Origin of the sequence: Pseudomonas sp. C2B4 (assembly GCF_013359695.1) — a bacterium.
GTDB lineage: Bacteria > Pseudomonadota > Gammaproteobacteria > Pseudomonadales > Pseudomonadaceae > Aquipseudomonas.
In genome coordinates this window covers 23,518-41,647 of the sequence record NZ_JABFMU010000018.1, presented here as the reverse complement: position 1 = coordinate 41,647, position 18,130 = coordinate 23,518, and the positions used below count along the sequence as shown (strand labels likewise).

General features: G+C 60.5%; 19 protein-coding genes. 12 read left to right on the top strand and 7 right to left on the bottom strand.

Features of this window, described 5'->3' with window-relative positions:
* Positions 1 to 131 precede the first annotated feature (131 nt).
* The 7 genes from HNQ83_RS14135 (at position 132) to HNQ83_RS14105 (ending at position 4,760) form a co-directional block, all read left to right on the top strand.
* Entirely contained in the window at positions 132 to 701 is a 570-nt protein-coding gene (locus tag HNQ83_RS14135; RefSeq protein WP_175389581.1) for an antibiotic biosynthesis monooxygenase, read from the top strand.
* Positions 702 to 874: 173 nt separating this feature from the next.
* Complete coding sequence (folM, locus tag HNQ83_RS14130; RefSeq protein WP_175389528.1) at positions 875 to 1,585, top strand: dihydromonapterin reductase; 711 nt, start codon at positions 875 to 877, stop codon at positions 1,583 to 1,585.
* A 20-nt stretch (positions 1,586 to 1,605) separates the two neighbouring features.
* Positions 1,606 to 2,181, top strand: a complete 576-nt coding sequence (gene folE, locus HNQ83_RS14125) for a GTP cyclohydrolase I FolE (RefSeq protein ID WP_175389527.1) — start codon at positions 1,606 to 1,608, stop codon at positions 2,179 to 2,181.
* 2 nt (positions 2,182 to 2,183) lie between these two features.
* On the top strand, positions 2,184 to 2,555 hold the full coding sequence (folX, locus tag HNQ83_RS14120) for a dihydroneopterin triphosphate 2'-epimerase (RefSeq protein WP_008054404.1): 372 nt from the start codon (positions 2,184 to 2,186) through the stop codon (positions 2,553 to 2,555).
* An 84-nt stretch (positions 2,556 to 2,639) separates the two neighbouring features.
* The gene (locus HNQ83_RS14115) at positions 2,640 to 2,936 is read left to right on the top strand and encodes a DUF1244 domain-containing protein (RefSeq protein WP_116580982.1); all 297 of its coding nucleotides are present in this window, start codon (positions 2,640 to 2,642) and stop codon (positions 2,934 to 2,936) included.
* Positions 2,929 to 3,267 carry a HopJ type III effector protein gene (locus tag HNQ83_RS14110; RefSeq protein ID WP_175389526.1) on the top strand — a complete coding sequence of 113 codons (339 nt, stop codon included), beginning with the start codon at positions 2,929 to 2,931 and terminating at the stop codon, positions 3,265 to 3,267. The genes HNQ83_RS14115 and HNQ83_RS14110 overlap by 8 nt, the downstream gene beginning before the upstream one ends.
* A 242-nt stretch (positions 3,268 to 3,509) precedes the next feature.
* Positions 3,510 to 4,760 carry an aspartate aminotransferase family protein gene (locus tag HNQ83_RS14105; RefSeq protein ID WP_175389525.1) on the top strand — a complete coding sequence of 417 codons (1,251 nt, stop codon included), beginning with the start codon at positions 3,510 to 3,512 and terminating at the stop codon, positions 4,758 to 4,760.
* Between the two features lie 177 nt (positions 4,761 to 4,937).
* Here the strand turns inward: HNQ83_RS14105 and trxB are convergent, their stop codons facing one another.
* On the bottom strand, positions 4,938 to 5,894 hold the full coding sequence (gene trxB / locus HNQ83_RS14100; protein ID WP_175389524.1) for a thioredoxin-disulfide reductase: 957 nt from the start codon (positions 5,892 to 5,894) through the stop codon (positions 4,938 to 4,940).
* A 315-nt stretch (positions 5,895 to 6,209) separates the two neighbouring features.
* On the opposite strand from trxB, the gene cysZ reads away from it, so the two are divergent.
* Both cysZ and HNQ83_RS14090 read left to right on the top strand, forming a co-directional pair.
* The gene (gene cysZ, locus HNQ83_RS14095; protein ID WP_175389523.1) at positions 6,210 to 6,962 is read left to right on the top strand and encodes a sulfate transporter CysZ; all 753 of its coding nucleotides are present in this window, start codon (positions 6,210 to 6,212) and stop codon (positions 6,960 to 6,962) included.
* Positions 6,963 to 7,002: 40 nt separating this feature from the next.
* Positions 7,003 to 8,211, top strand: coding sequence for a glycosyltransferase family 1 protein (locus HNQ83_RS14090; RefSeq protein ID WP_175389522.1), 1,209 nt, complete (start codon positions 7,003 to 7,005; stop codon positions 8,209 to 8,211).
* A gap of 106 nt (positions 8,212 to 8,317) precedes the next feature.
* Here HNQ83_RS14090 and HNQ83_RS14085 read toward each other — a convergent pair whose 3' ends face one another.
* The 3 genes from HNQ83_RS14085 to HNQ83_RS14075 form a co-directional block, all read right to left on the bottom strand.
* Positions 8,318 to 9,421 carry an NADH:flavin oxidoreductase gene (locus tag HNQ83_RS14085; RefSeq protein ID WP_175389521.1) on the bottom strand — a complete coding sequence of 368 codons (1,104 nt, stop codon included), beginning with the start codon at positions 9,419 to 9,421 and terminating at the stop codon, positions 8,318 to 8,320.
* A gap of 247 nt (positions 9,422 to 9,668) precedes the next feature.
* Positions 9,669 to 10,151: a glutathione peroxidase gene (locus HNQ83_RS14080; RefSeq protein ID WP_175389520.1), complete on the bottom strand. Its 483-nt coding sequence runs from the start codon at positions 10,149 to 10,151 to the stop codon at positions 9,669 to 9,671.
* A gap of 123 nt (positions 10,152 to 10,274) precedes the next feature.
* The gene (locus tag HNQ83_RS14075; RefSeq protein WP_175389519.1) at positions 10,275 to 10,760 is read right to left on the bottom strand and encodes a peptidylprolyl isomerase; all 486 of its coding nucleotides are present in this window, start codon (positions 10,758 to 10,760) and stop codon (positions 10,275 to 10,277) included.
* Between HNQ83_RS14075 and HNQ83_RS14070 the strand changes: the two genes are divergently transcribed.
* Genes HNQ83_RS14070 through HNQ83_RS14060 form a run of 3 tightly spaced genes read left to right on the top strand, consistent with a single transcriptional unit; the run spans position 10,729 to position 14,118 of the window.
* Complete coding sequence (locus HNQ83_RS14070; protein WP_175389518.1) at positions 10,729 to 11,055, top strand: DUF3565 domain-containing protein; 327 nt, start codon at positions 10,729 to 10,731, stop codon at positions 11,053 to 11,055. The two genes, HNQ83_RS14075 and HNQ83_RS14070, sit on opposite strands and share 32 nt — an antisense overlap.
* 60 nt (positions 11,056 to 11,115) lie before the next feature.
* Positions 11,116 to 13,215, top strand: coding sequence for a phosphate acetyltransferase (pta, locus tag HNQ83_RS14065; protein ID WP_175389517.1), 2,100 nt, complete (start codon positions 11,116 to 11,118; stop codon positions 13,213 to 13,215).
* Positions 13,216 to 14,118 carry an acyltransferase gene (locus tag HNQ83_RS14060; RefSeq protein ID WP_175389516.1) on the top strand — a complete coding sequence of 301 codons (903 nt, stop codon included), beginning with the start codon at positions 13,216 to 13,218 and terminating at the stop codon, positions 14,116 to 14,118.
* Between the two features lie 164 nt (positions 14,119 to 14,282).
* On the opposite strand, the gene cysN is transcribed toward HNQ83_RS14060, so the two are convergent.
* The 3 genes from cysN to HNQ83_RS14045 form a co-directional block, all read right to left on the bottom strand.
* On the bottom strand, positions 14,283 to 16,181 hold the full coding sequence (gene cysN / locus HNQ83_RS14055; RefSeq protein ID WP_175389515.1) for a sulfate adenylyltransferase subunit CysN: 1,899 nt from the start codon (positions 16,179 to 16,181) through the stop codon (positions 14,283 to 14,285).
* A 9-nt stretch (positions 16,182 to 16,190) separates the two neighbouring features.
* Positions 16,191 to 17,108 (bottom strand): sulfate adenylyltransferase subunit CysD, encoded by a 918-nt coding sequence (cysD, locus tag HNQ83_RS14050; protein ID WP_150769422.1) that lies wholly within the window; start codon positions 17,106 to 17,108, stop codon positions 16,191 to 16,193.
* A gap of 249 nt (positions 17,109 to 17,357) precedes the next feature.
* Positions 17,358 to 18,116 (bottom strand): Nif3-like dinuclear metal center hexameric protein, encoded by a 759-nt coding sequence (locus tag HNQ83_RS14045; RefSeq protein ID WP_175389514.1) that lies wholly within the window; start codon positions 18,114 to 18,116, stop codon positions 17,358 to 17,360.
* Positions 18,117 to 18,130: the final 14 nt, after the last annotated feature.

Sequence of the window (18,130 nt, the reverse complement as noted above, 5' to 3'; positions counted from 1 at the left end):
TAAACGCCACAGGCGCAACAGGGCAGATTCAGGAATAATCCTTGCTTATCACGAGACGCAGCCCACCACCCCGGCGCTGCGCCTGGCGAAACTCCTACCCGGAGCGACGCGTTTGTTTATGGAGATACATGATGTCTACCTCCCCCGTCACGCTGATGGTTGCGCGCCGCGTCGCCAATGGGCGTTATCAGGACCTGATCGCCTGGTTGCGCGAAGGCGAACAACTGGCCACCGACTTCCCCGGTTATCTCGGTTCCGGCGTGCTCGCTCCGCCACCCGACGATGACGAATTCCAGATCATTTTTCGCTTTGCCGACGAACATACCCTGCATGCCTGGGAGCATTCCGCCTCGCGCACGGCGTGGCTGGCCCGCGGCAGTGATTTGTTCGCCCATCCGACGGAGCATCGGGTCAGCGGCATCGAAGGCTGGTTCGGCGCGGCCGGCCAACGCCCGCCACGCTGGAAGCAAGCGGTGGCGATCTGGCTGGCGTTTTTCCCGGTGTCACTGCTCTTTAACTTTGTATTGGGGCCGTTGCTGGCCGAGATGTCGCTGCTGCCTCGCGTCTTCATCAGTACCCTGTGCCTGACGCCGTTGATGGTCTATTTGTTTATTCCGCTGTCGACCCGGCTGTTGGCGGGTTGGCTGAATAGCGCGCCAACGCGGCCATTGCCTGCCGAACCCTCCACTCAAAACCACTGATACCCCCCTTGTGGGAGCGAGCCTGCTCGCGAAGAGGCCGGCACATGCGACACTTTTGCTGACTGACACACCGCCTTCGCGAGCAGGCTCGCTCCCACAGAGAATGCTGCACCAATAGGTAGTCCGATGCCGTCGCTGGTATAGTTTTGCTCTCACCGCGACGCGAGCCTTTCATGACTTCCTCCGCAGCCCCCATCCTCATCACCGGTGCCGGCCAGCGTGTCGGACTGCACTGTGCGCAGCGCTTGCTCGAGGACGGCCACCGCGTGGTTTTCAGCTACCGCACCGAACGCCCCGGCGTGCAAATCCTGCGTGACCTGGGGGCGACCGCGGTGTTCGCGGACTTCTCCAGCGAAGCCGGGATCTTCGCCTTCATCAGCGAACTGAAAACCCGTGTCGACAGCCTGCGAGCGATTGTCCACAACGCTTCGGAGTGGCTGGCCGAAACCCCGGACACCGACGCGGCGGCGTTCACCCGCATGTTCAATGTGCACATGCTGGCGCCCTACCTGATCAACCTGCATTGCGCCGATCTGCTCGAACGCTCGAGCCCTGCCGATATCGTGCACATCAGCGATGACGTGACCCGCAGGGGCAGCAGCAAACACATCGGTTATTGCGCCAGCAAAGCCGGGCTCGACAGCCTGACCCTGTCCTTCGCCGCGAAGTACGCGCCAGGCATCAAGGTCAACGCAATTGCGCCGGCCCTGCTACTGTTCAATCCTGATGACGACGCGGCCTACCGCGCCAAGGCACTGGCCAAATCCGCGCTGGGCATCGAACCCGGCAGCGAAGTGATTTACCACAGCCTGCGCTATTTGCTCGACAACCCGTATGTCACTGGCACGACCCTGACCGTCAACGGCGGAAGGCACATCAAATAAGTGCTCCGCGAGGATCTTCCATGACGCTATCCCTGCCCCAGAATGCCCTGTCCGAGAGCTATCGCCAGATCCTCCTCGGCCTCGGGGAAAACCCCGACCGCGAAGGCCTGCGCGATACCCCGTTGCGCGCGGCCAAGGCCATGCAGTATCTCTGTCACGGCTATGAGCAAAGTGTCGAAGAGATCGTCAACGGTGCGCTGTTCGCCTCCGACAACGATGAAATGGTGATCGTCGACAACATCGAGCTGTATTCGCTCTGCGAACATCACATGCTGCCCTTCATCGGCAAGGCGCATGTGGCTTATATTCCAACCGGCAAGGTGCTGGGCCTGTCGAAGATCGCGCGGCTGGTGGACATGTTTGCCCGCCGCCTGCAAATCCAGGAAAACCTCACCCGGCAAATCGCCGAGGCGGTGCAACACGTGACCGGTGCGGCCGGTGTCGCAGTAGTCATCGAGGCCCAGCATATGTGCATGATGATGCGCGGCGTCGAGAAGCAGAATTCGACCATGAACACCTCGGTGATGCTCGGCGCCTTCCGCGAGTCGAGTAATACCCGCCAGGAGTTCCTGCAATTGATTGGACGGAGCAAGTAGTAATGCCACAACTTCAACCAGGCATGGCACGCATCCGGGTCAAGGACCTGTGCCTGCGCACCTACATCGGCATCAACGAGGACGAGATCCTCAACAAGCAGGATGTGTTGATCAACCTGACCATCCTCTACGCAGCCCAGGAAGCGGTGCGCGACAACGATATCGATCATGCGCTCAATTACCGGACCATCACCAAGGCGATCATCGCTCACGTCGAGGGCAATCGCTTTGCCCTGCTCGAACGCCTGACCCAGGAGTTGCTGGACCTGGTCATGGCCAACGAATCGGTGCTGTACGCCGAGGTCGAAGTCGACAAGCCCCATGCCCTGCGATTTGCCGAGTCGGTGTCGATTACGCTGGCAGCGAGCCGCTAGCTACAAGCAGCCGGCTGCAAGCTGTAAACTGCTCGCCACCCCAATCCATTCCTGCAGCTTGCAGCTGTCTCGCCGAGACCTCCCATGAACGATCAACAACGCCTTGAGCTTGAAGCCGCCGCCTTTCGCCGGCTGGTGGCCCATCTGGACAGCCGCAAGGATGTGCAGAACATCGACCTGATGAACCTCTCGGGTTTCTGCCGTAACTGCCTGTCCAAGTGGTACAAGGCCGCCGCCGACGAACGCCAGATCGACGTCAGCCTCGATGAAGCCCGCGAAGTGGTCTACGGCATGCCGTACGCCGAGTGGAAAGCCCAATACCAGCAAGAAGCCAGCGCCGAACAACAAGCGGCGTTCGCCAAAGGAAAACCCAATGAGTGACTTGAATACCCTGCGCGCCAGCCTCAACAGCGGCGAACACGCTTTCGCCGACACCCTGGCGTTCATTGCCGCCGGCTACGACTACCAGCCCCAGGCATTCAACAATGGCGGTGTGGAAAATGCGGCCGGGCAGAACGAAGGTTCTTGCAAAACCCTGGGCCTGGCGCTGCTGGAAGGCCTGAGCGATGACGAAGCCCTGCTGGCCTTCGGCGAGCATTACCGCTCGGTGCTGGCGACGCCCGAAGGCAGCGATCACGGCAACATCCGTGCGTTGATGGCCCATGGCCTGGCCGGGGTGAAGTTCACCCAGCAACCGCTGACCTGCCGCTGATTTAATTCGCTGCGGATTAAACCTGTAGGAGCGAGCTTGCTCGCGATGAACTGAAGAACGCCACGGGGTGTCAGGCTCCCAGCGTTATCGTTCACGACCATCGCGAGCAAGCTCGCTCCTACAGGTGTCCTGCGACAGGTCCCGACTTTTAAGATTGACCCGGCGACTTTATTTCGTTTGCCGCCCGGCACCGCTCACGGCTTAGATAAAAAGAAGTCCTCCTTCTTCCGAGCCGGTCATCCATGAGCAGCGAAACCATCAGTCAGTCGATCAACATCGTTCACCCTGTCACCCTCAGTCACGGCAAGAACGCCGAGGTCTGGGACACGGAGGGCAAACGCTACATCGACTTCGTCGGCGGCATCGGCGTACTGAACCTCGGCCATTGTCATCCGCGCATCGTCGAGGCCATTCGCGAGCAAGCCACCCGGCTGACCCATTACGCGTTCAACGCTGCACCCCATACGCCCTACCTCGCCTTGATGGACCGCCTCAGCGCGTTTATCCCGGTCGATTACCCGGTCAGCGGCATGCTCACCAACAGTGGCGCGGAAGCGGCCGAGAATGCGCTGAAAATCGTCCGTGGCGCCACCGGCCGTACCGCAGTCATCGCCTTCGATGGCGCCTTTCATGGCCGGACGCTGGCCACCCTCAATCTCAATGGCAAGGTCGCGCCCTACAAACAGAAAGTGGGTGTGTTGCCGGGACCGGTGTATCACCTGCCGTATCCCAGCCAGGACAACGGCGTGACCTGCGATGAGGCCCTGAAAGCCATGGAGCGTCTGTTCAGCGTCGAAATCGACGTCGAGGACGTGGCCTGTTTTATCGTCGAACCGGTGCAAGGCGAGGCAGGCTTTCTGGCCATGGATGTCGAGTTCGCCCAGACGCTGCGCAAGTTCTGCGACGAGAAAGGCATTGTGTTGATCGCCGATGAAATCCAGTCCGGTTTCGGCCGCACCGGCCAGCGCTTTGCGTTCTCGCGTCTGGGCATCGAACCGGACCTGATCCTGCTCGGCAAAAGCATCGGCGGCGGCTTGCCGCTGGGAGCGGTGGTCGGACGCAAGTCGCTGCTCGACAACCTGCCCAAGGGCGGACTGGGTGGCACCTACTCGGGCAACCCCATCGCTTGCGCCGCTGCGCTGGCGACCCTGGACGAAATGACCGATACCCATCTGCAAGCCTGGGGCACGCAGCAGGAAGAGGCGATTGTCAGTCGCTACCAGTCCTGGCGTGATCGCAAGCTGTCACCCTACCTCGGACGTCTGACCGGTGTGGGTGCGATGCGCGGCATTGAACTGGCCAAGGCCGATGGCACACCGGCTCCGGCGCAGTTGACGCAACTGCTGGCCCTGGCGCGGGAAGCAGGTTTGTTGCTGATGCCAAGTGGTAAGTCGCGGCACATCATTCGGTTGCTGGCGCCGTTGACGACTGAGGCGGCTGTGCTTGAAGAAGGCCTCGACATCCTAGAGGCGTGCCTGGCAAAACTGACCTGAGTCCAAAGTACACACAGTCCCTGTGGGAGCGAGCCTGCTCGCGAATGCGGTGTGTCAGCTTGCATTGATGTCGACTGACATTCCCTCTTCGCGAGCAGGCTCGCTCCCACAGGGGTCATCGTATTAATCGTGGGCACAAAAAAACCGGCCGAAGCCGGTTTTTTAGTTTCTACAGAATCAAGCGTTCTGCAGGTTGTCCAGGTAACGCTCGGCATCCAGTGCCGCCATGCAACCGGCGCCAGCGGAGGTGATCGCCTGACGGTAGACGTGGTCAGCCACGTCGCCCGCCGCGAAGATACCTTCGAGGTTGGTAGCCGTCGCGTTGCCGTCACGGCCGCCGTGCACAACCAGGTAACCGTCTTTCAACGTCAGCTGGCCTTCGAACAACGAAGTGTTCGGGGTGTGGCCGATGGCGATGAACACGCCGTCGACTTTCACTTCGTCGAAGCTGCCGTCGTTGTTCTTCAGGCGGGCACCGGTCACGCCCATGTTGTCGCCCAGGACTTCATCCAGGGTGGCGTTCAGCTTCAGGATGATCTTGCCTTCAGCCACGCGAGCATTGAGCTTGTCGATCAGGATCTTCTCGGCGCGGAAGGTTTCGCGACGGTGAATCAGGGTCACGGTGCTGGCGATGTTGGCCAGGTACAGGGCTTCTTCAACAGCGGTGTTGCCGCCGCCAACCACTGCAACCGGCTTGTTGCGATAGAAGAAACCGTCACAGGTGGCGCAGGCCGAAACACCTTTGCCCATGAAAGCTTCTTCGGACGGCAGACCCAGGTAACGGGCGCTGGCGCCGGTGGCGATGATCAGGGCGTCGCAAGTGTAGGTCGCGCTGTCGCCGATCAGGGTGTACGGCTTGGAAGCGAAGTCCACCGCATTGATGTGATCGAAGACGATCTCGGTCTCAAAGCGCTCGGCGTGCTCGCGCATCCGCTCCATCAGCGCCGGGCCGGTCAGGCCGTGGACGTCGCCCGGCCAGTTGTCGACTTCGGTGGTGGTGGTCAGTTGACCGCCGGCCTGCATGCCGGTGATCAGCAGTGGCTTGAGGTTGGCACGGGCGGCATAGACCGCGGCGCTGTAACCGGCAGGGCCGGAACCGAGAATAATCACTCGCGAATGACGGACTTCAGACATGACCTGCTCCTGTTGACCGGCCCGGAACACCTGGCGCGGAACGCCGGATTGCCGGCGGGAATAAAAAAGGACCATTGAAAGCACTTGGGGAAGGCTTGAACTCGACAGTCCTGTAAAAAGATTGGGTGCAGCGTATCGAGGGGGCGAAGATTAAGGAAATACGGTTTAACAATCCAGCTCATAGGTGGTCTCTATGCCCTCGAGGCGAGTATTCGGACGCCTTTGTTACAGTTAATGTCGATACCGCTGCCGCGCTTTCGCACGTCAAGCAAAGCCGGTAAGGTCGGCGCGTTTTCCCTCTGCTCGGAGCCCGTTATGCCCGCCCCTGTCCTGTCCGGCCCGCAATACCTGCGCGAAGGCCTCAAGCTGGTCTTGAGCCCAAGCCTGCGCTTGTTTGTGTTGTTGCCGCTGGCAATCAACCTGGTGCTGTTCGTCGGATTGATCTATCTGGCCGGCCATCAATTCAGCCTGTGGGTCGATACGCTGATGCCATCCCTGCCTGACTGGTTGAGTTTCCTCAGTTATGTCCTGTGGCCGCTGTTCGTGGTGCTGGTGGTGTTGATGGTGTTTTTTACCTTCACCATGCTCGCCAACGTCATCGCCGCGCCGTTCAACGGCTTTCTGGCGGAAAAGGTCGAAGTGGTGGTGCGCGGTACCGACGATTTTCCGGCCTTCAGCTGGGGCGAGCTGATCGCGATGATTCCGCGGACCTTCGCCCGGGAACTGCGCAAGCTCGGTTACTTCCTGCCCCGCGCGATCGGCCTGTTCATCCTCTCGTTCATCCCCGTGGTGAACATCATCGCCGCGCCGCTGTGGCTGCTGTTCGGGGTGTGGATGATGGCGATCCAGTACATCGACTACCCGGCGGACAACCACAAGCTGGGCTGGAACGAGATGCTCGCCTGGCTGCGCGAAAAACGCTGGCAGAGCATGAGTTTCGGCGGCAGCGTCTATCTGGTGCTGCTGATTCCGGTGGTCAACATCCTGATGATGCCGGCCGCTGTGGCCGGGGCGACTTTGTTCTGGGTCCGCGAGCGTGGGGCCGAGAATCTGGTGGCCCAGCGCTGATCCGGTCACAAATCCATCATCTGAACGTCACAACGCCGACATGGCCTCAGCCGACACTGAGGTCATGACGACAGCTCTGCATATCACCCTGATCACCGAAACCTTCCCTCCCGAAATCAACGGCGTGGCCAACACCCTTGGTCGCCTTTGCGACGGTTTGCGCGCGCGCGGGCATCAGGTGGAACTGGTGCGACCTCGTCAGGGTTGCGATCAGTCGACGGGCAGCGACGATGCGTTGCTGCTATGCCGAGGGTGGCCGCTACCGGGCTATCCCGGGTTGCAATGGGGGCAGTCGTCGATGCACAAGTTGCTCAGACGCTGGAAACGCCATCGCCCTGACGTGCTTTACATCGCAACCGAGGGGCCGCTCGGGTTGTCGGCATTGCGCGCTGCCCGGCGCCTGGGTATTTCAGTGGTCAGTGGCTTTCACACCAACTTCCAGCAGTATTCCAGCCAGTACGGGCTCGGCCTGTTGACGCGACTGCTGACCCACTACCTGCGCTGGTTCCACAATCGTTCGACCTTGACCCTGGTACCCAGCGTCAGCCAGCGAATGGAGCTGGAGCGGCGGCATTTCGAGCGCCTGGCGCTGCTGTCCCGCGGTGTCGACAGCCAGTTGTTTCACCCGGCCAAACGCTTGAACGCGTTGCGTGAACATTGGGGGCTAGGCGAGAACGACATTGCTGTGATTCATGTAGGACGTTTGGCCGCGGAGAAGAATCCGGGATTGCTCAAGCGCTGTTTCGACACGCTGAAGGCGACTTATCCACAGCGCAACCTGAAGCTGATCGTGGTGGGCGACGGTCCGCAGCGTCCGCTCATGGAACGCGAAATGCCCGAAGCGATCTTCTGCGGAACCCAACGGGGTGAAGCCCTGGCCAGTCACTATGCGTCGGGGGATGTGTTTCTGTTTCCGAGCCTGACTGAAACCTTCGGTAATGTGGTGCTTGAGGCACTGGCTTCCGGGCTGGGGGTGGTGGCTTACGATCAGGCTGCAGCGGCGCAGCATATTCGTCATGGCTACAACGGTGTGTTGGCGATGCCGGGTGACGAGGACGCGTTCTGCGACGCGGCGGCGTGGTTGCTCGAAGAGCGTGAAACCTTGCGGTGCATGCGGCTCAATGCGCGTCAGCATGCCAGCAGGCAGGGTTGGGCGGCGATTATCGAGCAGTTCGAAGGGCAGTTGCGGGGGGCTTGTGTGGGGGAGCAGGTGGTACCGAATGCAGCGACTTTGCCAAAATCTTCGTAATCTTGAATCAGTCTTCGCGAGCAGGCTCGCTCCCACAGTGGATCTGCGTTGAACACAAATCCTGTGGGAGCGAGCCTGCTCGCGAAAGCATTCTTCCGGACGCTGCTTAAACCAGCGTCATCAACGCCTCGCGGCTGAACGGCAGGATGTCTTCCTCACGACCATCACGCACCTTCTGCGCCCAGTCCGGGTCCACCAGCAGCGCACGGCCAACCGCCACCAGGTCGAACTCATCGTTGTTCAACCGCTCCAACAGTTTTTCCAGGCTGGCCGGTTGTGCAACCTTGTCAGTGTTGACCATGAACTGCAGGAACTCGCCATCCAGGCCGACGCTGCCCACGGTAATGGTCGGTTTGCCGGTGAGCTGGCGGGTCCAGCCGGCCAGGTTCAGTTCGGAACCGTCGAACTCCGGTTCCCAGAAACGGCGCGTCGAGCAGTGGAAAATATCCACGCCAGCGTCGGACAACGGCTTGAGAAACTCACCCAGCGCTTCCGGGGTTTGCACCAGGCGTGCGGTGTAATCCTGCTGCTTCCACTGGGAGAAGCGGAAGATAATCGGGAAGCCTTCACCGACCGCCGCACGCACGGCCTGAATCAGCTCGATGGCGAAACGCGAACGGTTGGCCAGGCTGCCGCCGTATTCGTCGGTGCGCTGGTTACTGCCTTCCCAGAAGAACTGGTCGATCAGATAGCCGTGGGCGCCGTGGATTTCCACACCGTCCATACCGATGCTCTGCGCATCCTTGGCCGCTTGGGCGAACGCGGCGATCACGTCTTGAATATCTTGCTTGGTCATGCCGTGAACCACGACATTGCCATCCTTCACTTTTTCCGACGGACCGTAACCCGGCACGCTGGCGTCCGGCTCGGTGCCAATACGACGCACACTGCCGACGTGCCACAACTGCGGAACGATTTTGCCGCCTTCGGCGTGTACCGCATCGACCACTTTTTTCCAGCCAGCCAGCGCTGCTTCGCCGTAGAAATTCGGCACGTTCGGGTAGCCGTTGGAAGCCTTGTGACCCACGGTGGTGCCTTCGGTAATGATCAGACCAACGCCGGCCGCTGCGCGACGACGGTAGTATTCGATCACTTTGGAATTCGGTACGCCACCTGGCGAAAACGAGCGAGTCATCGGTGCCATGACGACACGGGTCGGCAGTTCAAGGGTGCCGAGGTGGAACGGTTTGAACAGGGCTTTGACGGGCATGGGGACGCTCCACGGGAATAGACTTTATGACGGCGATAATATGGAGGTTCGCACGCGCCGAACAGTACTATTGATTTGGGTGATTAAGGGTCAGAAGGTGCAGAGCACTGTTTCCTGTAGGAGCGAGCCTGCTCGCGATGGTCGTCAACGAAAACGCGGGGTATCTGATGCCCCGCGGCGTGTTTGCGTTCATCGCGAGCAGGCTCGCTCCTACAGGTACAGATGTCGATGCAGATAAAGCGGGATGTCAGCTCAGGGCTTTTTCAATCGCCTGAACGACGCTTGGATCATCCGGAGCAGTACGCGGCGAGAAGCGCGCCAGCACACGTCCATCCTTACCCAGCAGGAACTTCTCGAAGTTCCAGGTAATGTCACCGGGGAATTCGGCGCCCTCGCCCGCCAGCAGTTTGTACAGCTGATGCCGTTCATGACCGTTGACTTCCAGCTTGCTGGACAACGGAAAGGTCACGCCATAGTTGAGGCTGCAAAACTCCTGGATCTCTTGCTCGGAACCCGGTTCCTGTCCGGCAAATTGATTGCACGGCAGGCCCAGCACGCTGAAACCCTTACCCTTGTATTGCTGGTAGAGGTTTTCCAGAGCCGCGTACTGCGGGGTCAAGCCACATTTGGAGGCGACGTTGACCACCAGCACGACGTGCCCCTTGAAAGGTGCCAAAGGTAGCGCCTGACCATTCAGGGCTGTCAAATTAAGGTCGTGAAAAGCACTCATGACGTACTCCAGATTCCCGTGTTTTTCTCGAAACAACCACTTGTCGGTGTCACCTGGGACAGCCGCAGACTAAAAAGGCGCCCTCGGGGCGCCTCTCCAGTCATCTGAGCTTAGCGCAGAAAATCAGTGGTGATGGCCACCTTCGCCATGGACGTGACCATGAGCGATTTCTTCCTGGCTGGCATCACGGATAGCAACGATCTTGACCTGGAAGTTCAGGCGCTGACCGGCCAACGGGTGGTTGCCGTCAACGGTGACGTCGTCGCCGTCCAGATCACGGATGGTCACGATCTGCATCTGGCCGTCCGGAGCGGAAGCGTGGAACTGCATGCCCACTTCCAGCTCGTCGACGCCTTCGAACATGCTGCGGCTCAGGGTGCTGACCAGTTCGGCAGCGTATTCGCCGTAGGCATCTTCAGGTTCTACGGAAACGTTCAGCTCGTCACCGACGGCCTTGCCTTCCAGAGCCTTTTCCAGGCCCGGGATGATGTTGCCTGCGCCTTGCAGGTAGACCAGCGGCGCGCCGCCGGCGGAGCTGTCGATGACCTCACCAGCGTCGTTGGTCAGGGTATAGTCGATGGAGACAGCCTTATTGGCGGCGATCAGCATGGGGCGAGACCTTTTGCATAAGAATGATGAAAGACGCAGTTTAGCGAAGCAATCGCCCGAAAGCGAACACAACCCGGACAGACGGGACGTGACGCTCACAGGCTTCCATCAGGACGAAGACGGCCACTGGGTGGCCGAGCTTTCCTGCGGCCATACCCAGCACCTGCGCCACCAGCCGCCGTGGCAATCCCGGGCCTGGGTCATGGATCCTGCCCGGCGCCAGGAAAAAATAGGCCAGCCCTTTGATTGCGGTTGGTGCGCACAAGGCATGGTTAGCGATAACCTTGGCGACTGAATTTCGGCAGATCGTCAGTTATAGATGATCGCCATTGCCATGCTCCCTTAGAGAATCCGCATGCAAACTTTTTTTATCGCACCCACCGATTTTGGCGTGGGCCTGACCTCCATCAGCCTCGGGCTGGTGCGTACCCTTGAGCGCGCCGGCCTGAAAGTCGGCTTTTTCAAGCCGATTGCCCAGCCGCATCCCGGTGACACGGGCCCTGAGCGTTCCACCGAGCTGGTAGCCCGCACCCATGGCCTGAAACCACCGCAGCCGCTGGGCCTGGCCCATGTCGAACGCATGCTCGGTGACGGCCAGCTCGATGAGCTGCTCGAAGAAATCATCACCCTCTACCAGCAAGCCGCCATCGGCAAGGACGTACTGGTCGTGGAAGGCATGGTGCCGACCCGCAGTGCCAGCTATGCCGCGCGGGTCAATCTGCATCTGGCCAAGAGTCTCGATGCCGAGGTGATCCTGGTGTCGGCGCCGGAAAACGAAGTGCTGACCGAGTTGTCCGGTCGCGTGGAATTGCAGGCGCAGCTGTTTGGCGGCCCGAAAGACCCGAAAGTCCTCGGCGTGATCCTTAACAAGGTCAAGACAGATGAAAGCATGGAGGCCTTTGCCGCGCGCCTGAAGGAACATTCACCGCTTTTGCGCAGTGGCGATTTCCGTCTGCTGGGCTGCATTCCGTTCCGACCGGAACTGAATGCCCCGCGCACTCGCGACGTGGCCGACCTGATGGGCGCGCAGGTGCTCAATGCCGGCGACTATGAAACCCGGCGCATGACCAACATCATCATTTGCGCGCGCACCATGCGCAACACCGTGGAGCTGCTCAAGCCCGGCGTGCTGGTGGTGACCCCCGGCGATCGCGACGACATCATCCTCGCCGTCAGTCTCGCAGCCATCAACGGCGTGCCGCTGGCCGGTCTGTTGCTGACCAGCGACACCCTGCCCGACCCACGCATCATGGACCTCTGCCGGGGCGCCTTGCAGGCCGGCCTGCCGGTACTGTCGGTGAGCACCGGTTCCTACGACACCGCCAACCAGTTGAACGGCCTGAACAAAGAAATCCCGATCGACGACCGCGAGCGTGCGGAGATCATCACCGATTTCGTCGCCAGCCATCTGGACGCCAACTGGCTGCACCAGCGCTGCGGCACACCACGGGAGATGCGCCTGTCGCCGGCGGTGTTCCGCTATCAGTTGATCCAGCGCGCCCAGAACGCCAACAAACGTATCGTCCTGCCTGAAGGCAGCGAGCCGTTGACCGTGCAAGCCGCCGCGATCTGCCAGGCCCGTGGCATCGCCCGCTGCGTGTTGCTGGCCAAACCCGCCGACGTCGAAGCCGTGGCTCGCGCCCAGGGCATCGAGCTTCCGCCGGGGCTGGAAATCCTCGACCCGGACCTGATCCGCGAGCGCTACGTCGAGCCGATGGTTGCGCTGCGCAAGACCAAAAGCCTCAACGCACCGATGGCCGAGCAGCAACTGGAAGACACGGTGGTGATCGGCACCATGATGCTGGCGCTGGATGAAGTCGACGGCCTCGTGTCGGGCGTCATCCACTCCACCGCCAACACCATTCGCCCAGCCCTGCAACTGATCAAGACGGCGCCGGGCTGCACCCTGGTGTCGTCGGTGTTCTTCATGCTGTTTCCCGAAGAAGTGCTGGTCTACGGCGACTGCGTGATGAACCCGCACCCGAGCGCCAGCGAACTGGCCGAAATCGCCCTGCAAAGCGCCGACTCGGCAGCGGCGTTCGGCATCACCCCGCGGGTGGCGATGATCAGCTATTCCAGCGGTGAATCGGCCAGCGGCGAGGAAGTCGAAAAGGTACGTGAGGCGACACTGCTCGCCCATGAACAGCAAAGTTCGCTGTTGATCGACGGCCCGTTGCAGTACGACGCCGCCGCCAACGAAACCGTGGCCCGGCAACTGGCGCCGAACAGTCAGGTGGCCGGTCGCGCCACTGTGTTCGTGTTCCCCGACCTCAACACCGGCAACACCACCCACAAAGCGGTGCAGCGCAGTGCCGATTGCGTCAGCCTCGGGCCAATGCTGCAAGGCCTGCGCAAACCGGTGAACGACCTGCCGCGCGGCGCGCAAGTCGATGACATCGTCTACACCATCGCGTTGACCGCGATCCAGGCTGCCAACCGACCTATGGATGTTTAAATGCCGGATTTTCTACCTGCACCCGTGCGCGGTGTGATCGCCGCGTTGTTGTTGGCGCTGAATACGATTCTGCTCTGCTCGTTTCTGTTTTGTGTGGCGCTGTTCAAGGTGTTGCCGTTCGCCCTCACCCAGCGTGTCGCGCGCTGGCTGATGAGCCATACCCATGAAGCCTGGATCAGTCTCAACAAGGGCTGGATGAACCTGGTCCGTCGCACGCGCTGGCACGTCAGCGGCCTGCAAGGCCTCGATTATCAGCACTCGTACCTGATCACCAGCAATCACCAGAGCTGGGTCGACATTCTGGTGCTGCAGTACGTACTCAATCGACGCATCCAGCCGCTGAAGTTCTTCCTCAAGCAAGAGTTGATCTGGGTCCCGGTCATCGGCCTGGCGTGGTGGGCATTGGGCTTTCCGTTCATGAAGCGCTACTCCAAGGCCTATCTGGAAAAGCACCCGGAGAAGAAAGGCAAGGACCTGGAAACAACGCGCAAGACCTGCGCGAAGTTTCGCAACAACCCGGTCGGCATCTTCAACTTCGTCGAAGGCACGCGCTTCACCGAAGGCAAGCATGCCCAGCAGCAGTCACCGTTCAAATACCTGCTCAAGCCCAAGGCCGGTGGCATTGCGTTTGTGTTGGATGCGATGGGTGAACAACTGGAATCGATCGTCAACGTGACCATCCACTACCCGGCCGGGCGCCCCGGTTTCTGGGACTTGCTGTGTGGGAACGTGAAGGATGTGGTGGTGCATTTTCAGGAACTGAACATTCCGCCGCAGTTCATCGGCAAGAACTACGATCAGGATGGTGAGTACCGCTTGCAGTTCCAGGGCTGGATCAACCAGTTGTGGCAGGACAAGGATGCGTTGTTGGGGCAGATGCACCGGGAGTATCCAGCGAAGTAATTCGGTGAGCGTTCCGGCCTCTTCGCGAGCAGGCTCGCTCCCACAGTTGATCTTCGGTGAACGCTGACCTTGTGGGAGCGAGCCTGCTCGCGAAGGGGCCCCACCAGAAACAAAAAACCCGCCGATGATCATTCATCGGCGGGTTTCTTTTTAGCGGCTAACGCTTAGATCGCGCCGCGTTTACGCAGCAGTTCCAGCACTTGCTTGACGCCTTCTTCCAGCGACACGGACTGGGTGTCGATCACCAGGTCGGCATCCAGCGGCACGTCGTACGGGAAGGATTCGCCCGGGATGTTATCCCCGGCCGCTGCGTACAGGCCTTGCGGATCACGCTCGGCACAGACCGTTGGCGAAGCCTGGACGTAGACCGTCAGCAGACGCTCCTTGCCGATCAGTTCCCGAGCCTGTTCACGACCTTCGGCACTCGGTGCAACGAACGCCGCCAGGGTCAGCAGGCCGGCTTCGTTGAACTGACGCGCCACGTGAGCGGCACGACGCCAGTTCTCGGTACGCCCGGCGCGATCCTGTGGCAGACCTTTGTTCAGGTCGTGACGCAGGTTCTGACCATCGAGCACAAACACTGCACGACCCAGGTCGAACAGCTTGCGCTCAACCGCGTAAGCGAGGGTGCTTTTGCCCGCGCCCGACAAACCGCTGAACAACACGGTGGCCGGTTGCTGGCCGAAGCGCTGTGCGCGTTCTTCGGTGGCGACATGGGCCAGTTTGCCGTGGTGCGTGCTGCTGCCATGCGCCAGTGGCTGAGCGACAATCATGCCGGCGCCGACGGTGCCATTGGTCAGGCGATCGATGATGATGAACGCGCCGGTGGTGCGGTTGCTGTCGTAACCGTCGAGGGCAATCGGCGCGTCGAGCGCGATCTTGACCTTGCCGATTTCGTTCAGTTGCAACGCGCTGGCCGGACCTTCTTCCAGGGTGTTCACGTCGACCTTGTTGACGATGCTGGCGATGGAGCCCGGCACGTAACTGGTGGCGCGCTTGATGTCGTATTTCTTGCCCGGCAGCATCGGCTCTTCAGCCATCCACACCAGCATCGCTTCGAAGCTGTCGGTCACCGGCGGCACGTTGTCGGCGTGAACCAGCAGGTCGCCACGGGAGATGTCGATTTCGTCTTCCATGGTCAGCGTGACTGCTTGACCTGGACCGGCGTGTTCCAGTTCACCTTCGAAGGTGACAATGGATTTCACGCGGCTGCTCTTGCCCGACGGCAACACCACGACTTCGTCGCCCTTCTTGACGATGCCGCTGGCCAGGGTGCCGGCGAAACCACGGAAATTCAGGTTCGGACGGTTGACGTACTGCACCGGGAAACGCAGGTCGGTGAAGTTGCGGTCGCCCGCTACTTCCACGGTCTCGAGAATTTCCATCAGCGACTGGCCGGTGTACCACGGCGAGCGCTCGGACTTGTTCACCACGTTGTCGCCCTTCAGCGCCGACATCGGCACGAAGTGCATGCTGGTCGGCTTCATCTTCAAGCCTTCGGCGAACTTCAGGTAGTCGGCCTTGATCGACTCGAACACGCCCTGATCGAAGTCCTTCAAGTCCATCTTGTTGATGGCGACGACGATGTGCTTGATGCCCAGCAACGAGGCGATGAAGCTGTGGCGACGGGTCTGGGTCTGCACGCCGTAGCGGGCGTCGACCAGGATGATCGCCAGGTCACAGGTGGAGGCACCGGTGGCCATGTTGCGGGTGTACTGCTCATGGCCGGGGGTGTCGGCGATGATGAATTTGCGCTTGGCGGTGGAGAAATAGCGGTAGGCGACATCGATGGTGATGCCTTGCTCACGCTCGGCCTGCAAGCCGTCGACCAGCAATGCCAGGTCGATGTCTTCGCCGGTGGTGCCGACTTTTTTCGAGTCGCGGGTGATCGCTTCCAGGTGATCTTCGTAGATCATCTTGGAGTCGTGCAGCAGGCGCCCGATCAGGGTGCTCTTGCCGTCGTCGACGTTACCGCAGGTCAGGAAGCGCAGCAGTTCTTTACGTTCGTGCTGGCCCAGGTAGGCGAGGATGTCCTCGCTGATCAAATCAGATTGATGCGACATGACAGCCCCTTAGAAATAACCTTGACGTTTTTTGTCTTCCATCGAGCCTGCGCCATCGTGGTCGATGACACGGCCCTGGCGCTCGGAAGTTCGCGTCAGGAGCATTTCCTGAATGATGTCCGTGAGGCTTTCGGCCTCGGACTCCACCGCGCCCGTCAACGGGTAGCAGCCAAGGGTACGGAAACGCACTTTCTTTTTGACGATGCGGGCTTTGTCTTCATCGCTCAGGTGTTCGAGGATGCGCTCGTCGTCGATCATGATCAGGGTGCCGTTCTTCTCGATGACTTCACGCTCGGCGGCGAAGTACAGCGGCACGATCGGGATGCCTTCGAGGTAGATGTACTGCCAGATGTCCAGCTCGGTCCAGTTCGACAATGGGAATACGCGGATGGATTCGCCCTTGTTGACCTTGCCGTTGTAGACGTTCCACAGCTCGGGACGCTGGTTTTTCGGATCCCAGCGGTGCTTGCTGTCGCGGAACGAGTACACGCGCTCCTTGGCGCGGGATTTCTCTTCGTCGCGACGGGCACCACCGAAGGCGGCATCGAAACCATGCTTGTCCAGTGCCTGCTTCAGGCCTTCGGTCTTCATGATGTCGGTGTGCTTGGCACTGCCGTGGGTGAACGGGTTGATGCCTTGCGCCACACCTTCAGGATTCACGTGGGTGATCAGGTCGAGGCCCAGTTCGGCGACCATCTTATCGCGGAACTTGTACATCTCCTGGAATTTCCACTGGGTGTCGACGTGCATCACCGGAAACGGCAGCTTGCCGGGGAAGAAGGCCTTGCGTGCCAGGTGCAGCATCACGGCGGAGTCTTTACCGATGGAGTACAGCATCACCGGGTTATCGAACTCGGCGGCCACCTCGCGGATGATGTGGATGCTTTCCGCCTCCAGCTGTTTCAGATGCGTCAGTTTGTCGACCATGGCTACTCACGAAATCTTTCTTATGAACGGCCAGCGGGCCGTGTTCGAGCGGGGAATCCTAGCACAGCGACCTCTTCTAATCAGGACGCCAGCTAGATCGAAAGGGTATATGAATATGCCTGCCTGTTTGGCCTGCCCAGATCCCTGTGGGAGCGAGCCTGCTCGCGAAAGCGGCGGGTCAGTCCTATTGATGTCGCCTGACAGGACGTCTTCGCGAGCAGGCTCGCTCCCACAGTGGTTGGGGGTGATTCAAATCGGATTCGGGCAATCGATGAAGATGTGCTCAAGGGCAAACCGTCGCGCCAGGTAATCCCCCAGCGCCTGCACGCCATAGCGCTCGGTGGCGTGGTGACCGGCAGCGATGAAACTGATGTCGTTTTCCCGGGCGCTGTGGAAGGTTTGCTCGGACGCTTCGCCGCTGAGGTACAGATCGACACCGGCCAGTACCGCTTGATCGATGTAACCCTGGCCGCCGCCCGTACACCAGCCGACGCGGCGAATCATCGCGCTACCCTCGACCAGCAATGGCTCGCGCCCCATGACCTCCTGCACGCGACGGGCGAAATCCCGTGGTGTCATCGGTTCATTCAGGGAGCCGACCAGACCGACGATTTTCAGGTTGTCGGGATCGAGCGGGCCTTCGACGATGATGTCCAACTGCCGGGCAAGCTGCACGTTGTTGCCGACGTCCGGGTGCAGGTCCAGCGGCAGGTGGTAGGACAACAGGCTGATGTCATGCTTGAGCAGCGTTTTCAGGCGGCGTTGCTTCATGCCGGTGATGCAGGGGTTTTCGCCTTTCCAGAAGTAGCCGTGATGCACCAGTACCAGATCGGCATTGGCTTCTACCGCCGCATCGAGCAGGGCCTGACTGGCCGTGACACCACTGACGATGCGCATCACTTGCGGCCGGCCCTCGACTTGCAGGCCGTTGGGGCAGTAGTCGGCAATTCTTGCACTGTTGAGGTAACGGTCGGCTTCTTCGACGAGTGTGCTCAGGGCGACGGCCATAAAAGACTCCTAAA

Bases quoted from the DNA above. Each gene is read 5' to 3' on its own strand.
- HNQ83_RS14115 (WP_116580982.1), top strand. From the start codon at position 2,640: ATGAACGATCAACAACGCCTTGAGCTTGAAGCCGCCGCCTTTCGCCGG.
- HNQ83_RS14110 (WP_175389526.1), top strand. From the start codon at position 2,929: ATGAGTGACTTGAATACCCTGCGCGCCAGCCTCAACAGCGGCGAACAC.
- HNQ83_RS14070 (WP_175389518.1), top strand. From the start codon at position 10,729: ATGGAGACAGCCTTATTGGCGGCGATCAGCATGGGGCGAGACCTTTTG.
- HNQ83_RS14080 (WP_175389520.1), bottom strand. From the start codon at position 10,151: ATGAGTGCTTTTCACGACCTTAATTTGACAGCCCTGAATGGTCAGGCG.
- HNQ83_RS14075 (WP_175389519.1), bottom strand. From the start codon at position 10,760: ATGCTGATCGCCGCCAATAAGGCTGTCTCCATCGACTATACCCTGACC.
- folX (WP_008054404.1), top strand. From the start codon at position 2,184: ATGCCACAACTTCAACCAGGCATGGCACGCATCCGGGTCAAGGACCTG.
- HNQ83_RS14105 (WP_175389525.1), top strand. From the start codon at position 3,510: ATGAGCAGCGAAACCATCAGTCAGTCGATCAACATCGTTCACCCTGTC.
- folE (WP_175389527.1), top strand. From the start codon at position 1,606: ATGACGCTATCCCTGCCCCAGAATGCCCTGTCCGAGAGCTATCGCCAG.
- trxB (WP_175389524.1), bottom strand. From the start codon at position 5,894: ATGTCTGAAGTCCGTCATTCGCGAGTGATTATTCTCGGTTCCGGCCCT.
- HNQ83_RS14060 (WP_175389516.1), top strand. From the start codon at position 13,216: ATGCCGGATTTTCTACCTGCACCCGTGCGCGGTGTGATCGCCGCGTTG.
- HNQ83_RS14085 (WP_175389521.1), bottom strand. From the start codon at position 9,421: ATGCCCGTCAAAGCCCTGTTCAAACCGTTCCACCTCGGCACCCTTGAA.
- HNQ83_RS14135 (WP_175389581.1), top strand. From the start codon at position 132: ATGTCTACCTCCCCCGTCACGCTGATGGTTGCGCGCCGCGTCGCCAAT.
- folM (WP_175389528.1), top strand. From the start codon at position 875: ATGACTTCCTCCGCAGCCCCCATCCTCATCACCGGTGCCGGCCAGCGT.
- HNQ83_RS14045 (WP_175389514.1), bottom strand. From the start codon at position 18,116: ATGGCCGTCGCCCTGAGCACACTCGTCGAAGAAGCCGACCGTTACCTC.
- pta (WP_175389517.1), top strand. From the start codon at position 11,116: ATGCAAACTTTTTTTATCGCACCCACCGATTTTGGCGTGGGCCTGACC.
- cysZ (WP_175389523.1), top strand. From the start codon at position 6,210: ATGCCCGCCCCTGTCCTGTCCGGCCCGCAATACCTGCGCGAAGGCCTC.
- cysD (WP_150769422.1), bottom strand. From the start codon at position 17,108: ATGGTCGACAAACTGACGCATCTGAAACAGCTGGAGGCGGAAAGCATC.
- HNQ83_RS14090 (WP_175389522.1), top strand. From the start codon at position 7,003: ATGGCCTCAGCCGACACTGAGGTCATGACGACAGCTCTGCATATCACC.
- cysN (WP_175389515.1), bottom strand. From the start codon at position 16,181: ATGTCGCATCAATCTGATTTGATCAGCGAGGACATCCTCGCCTACCTG.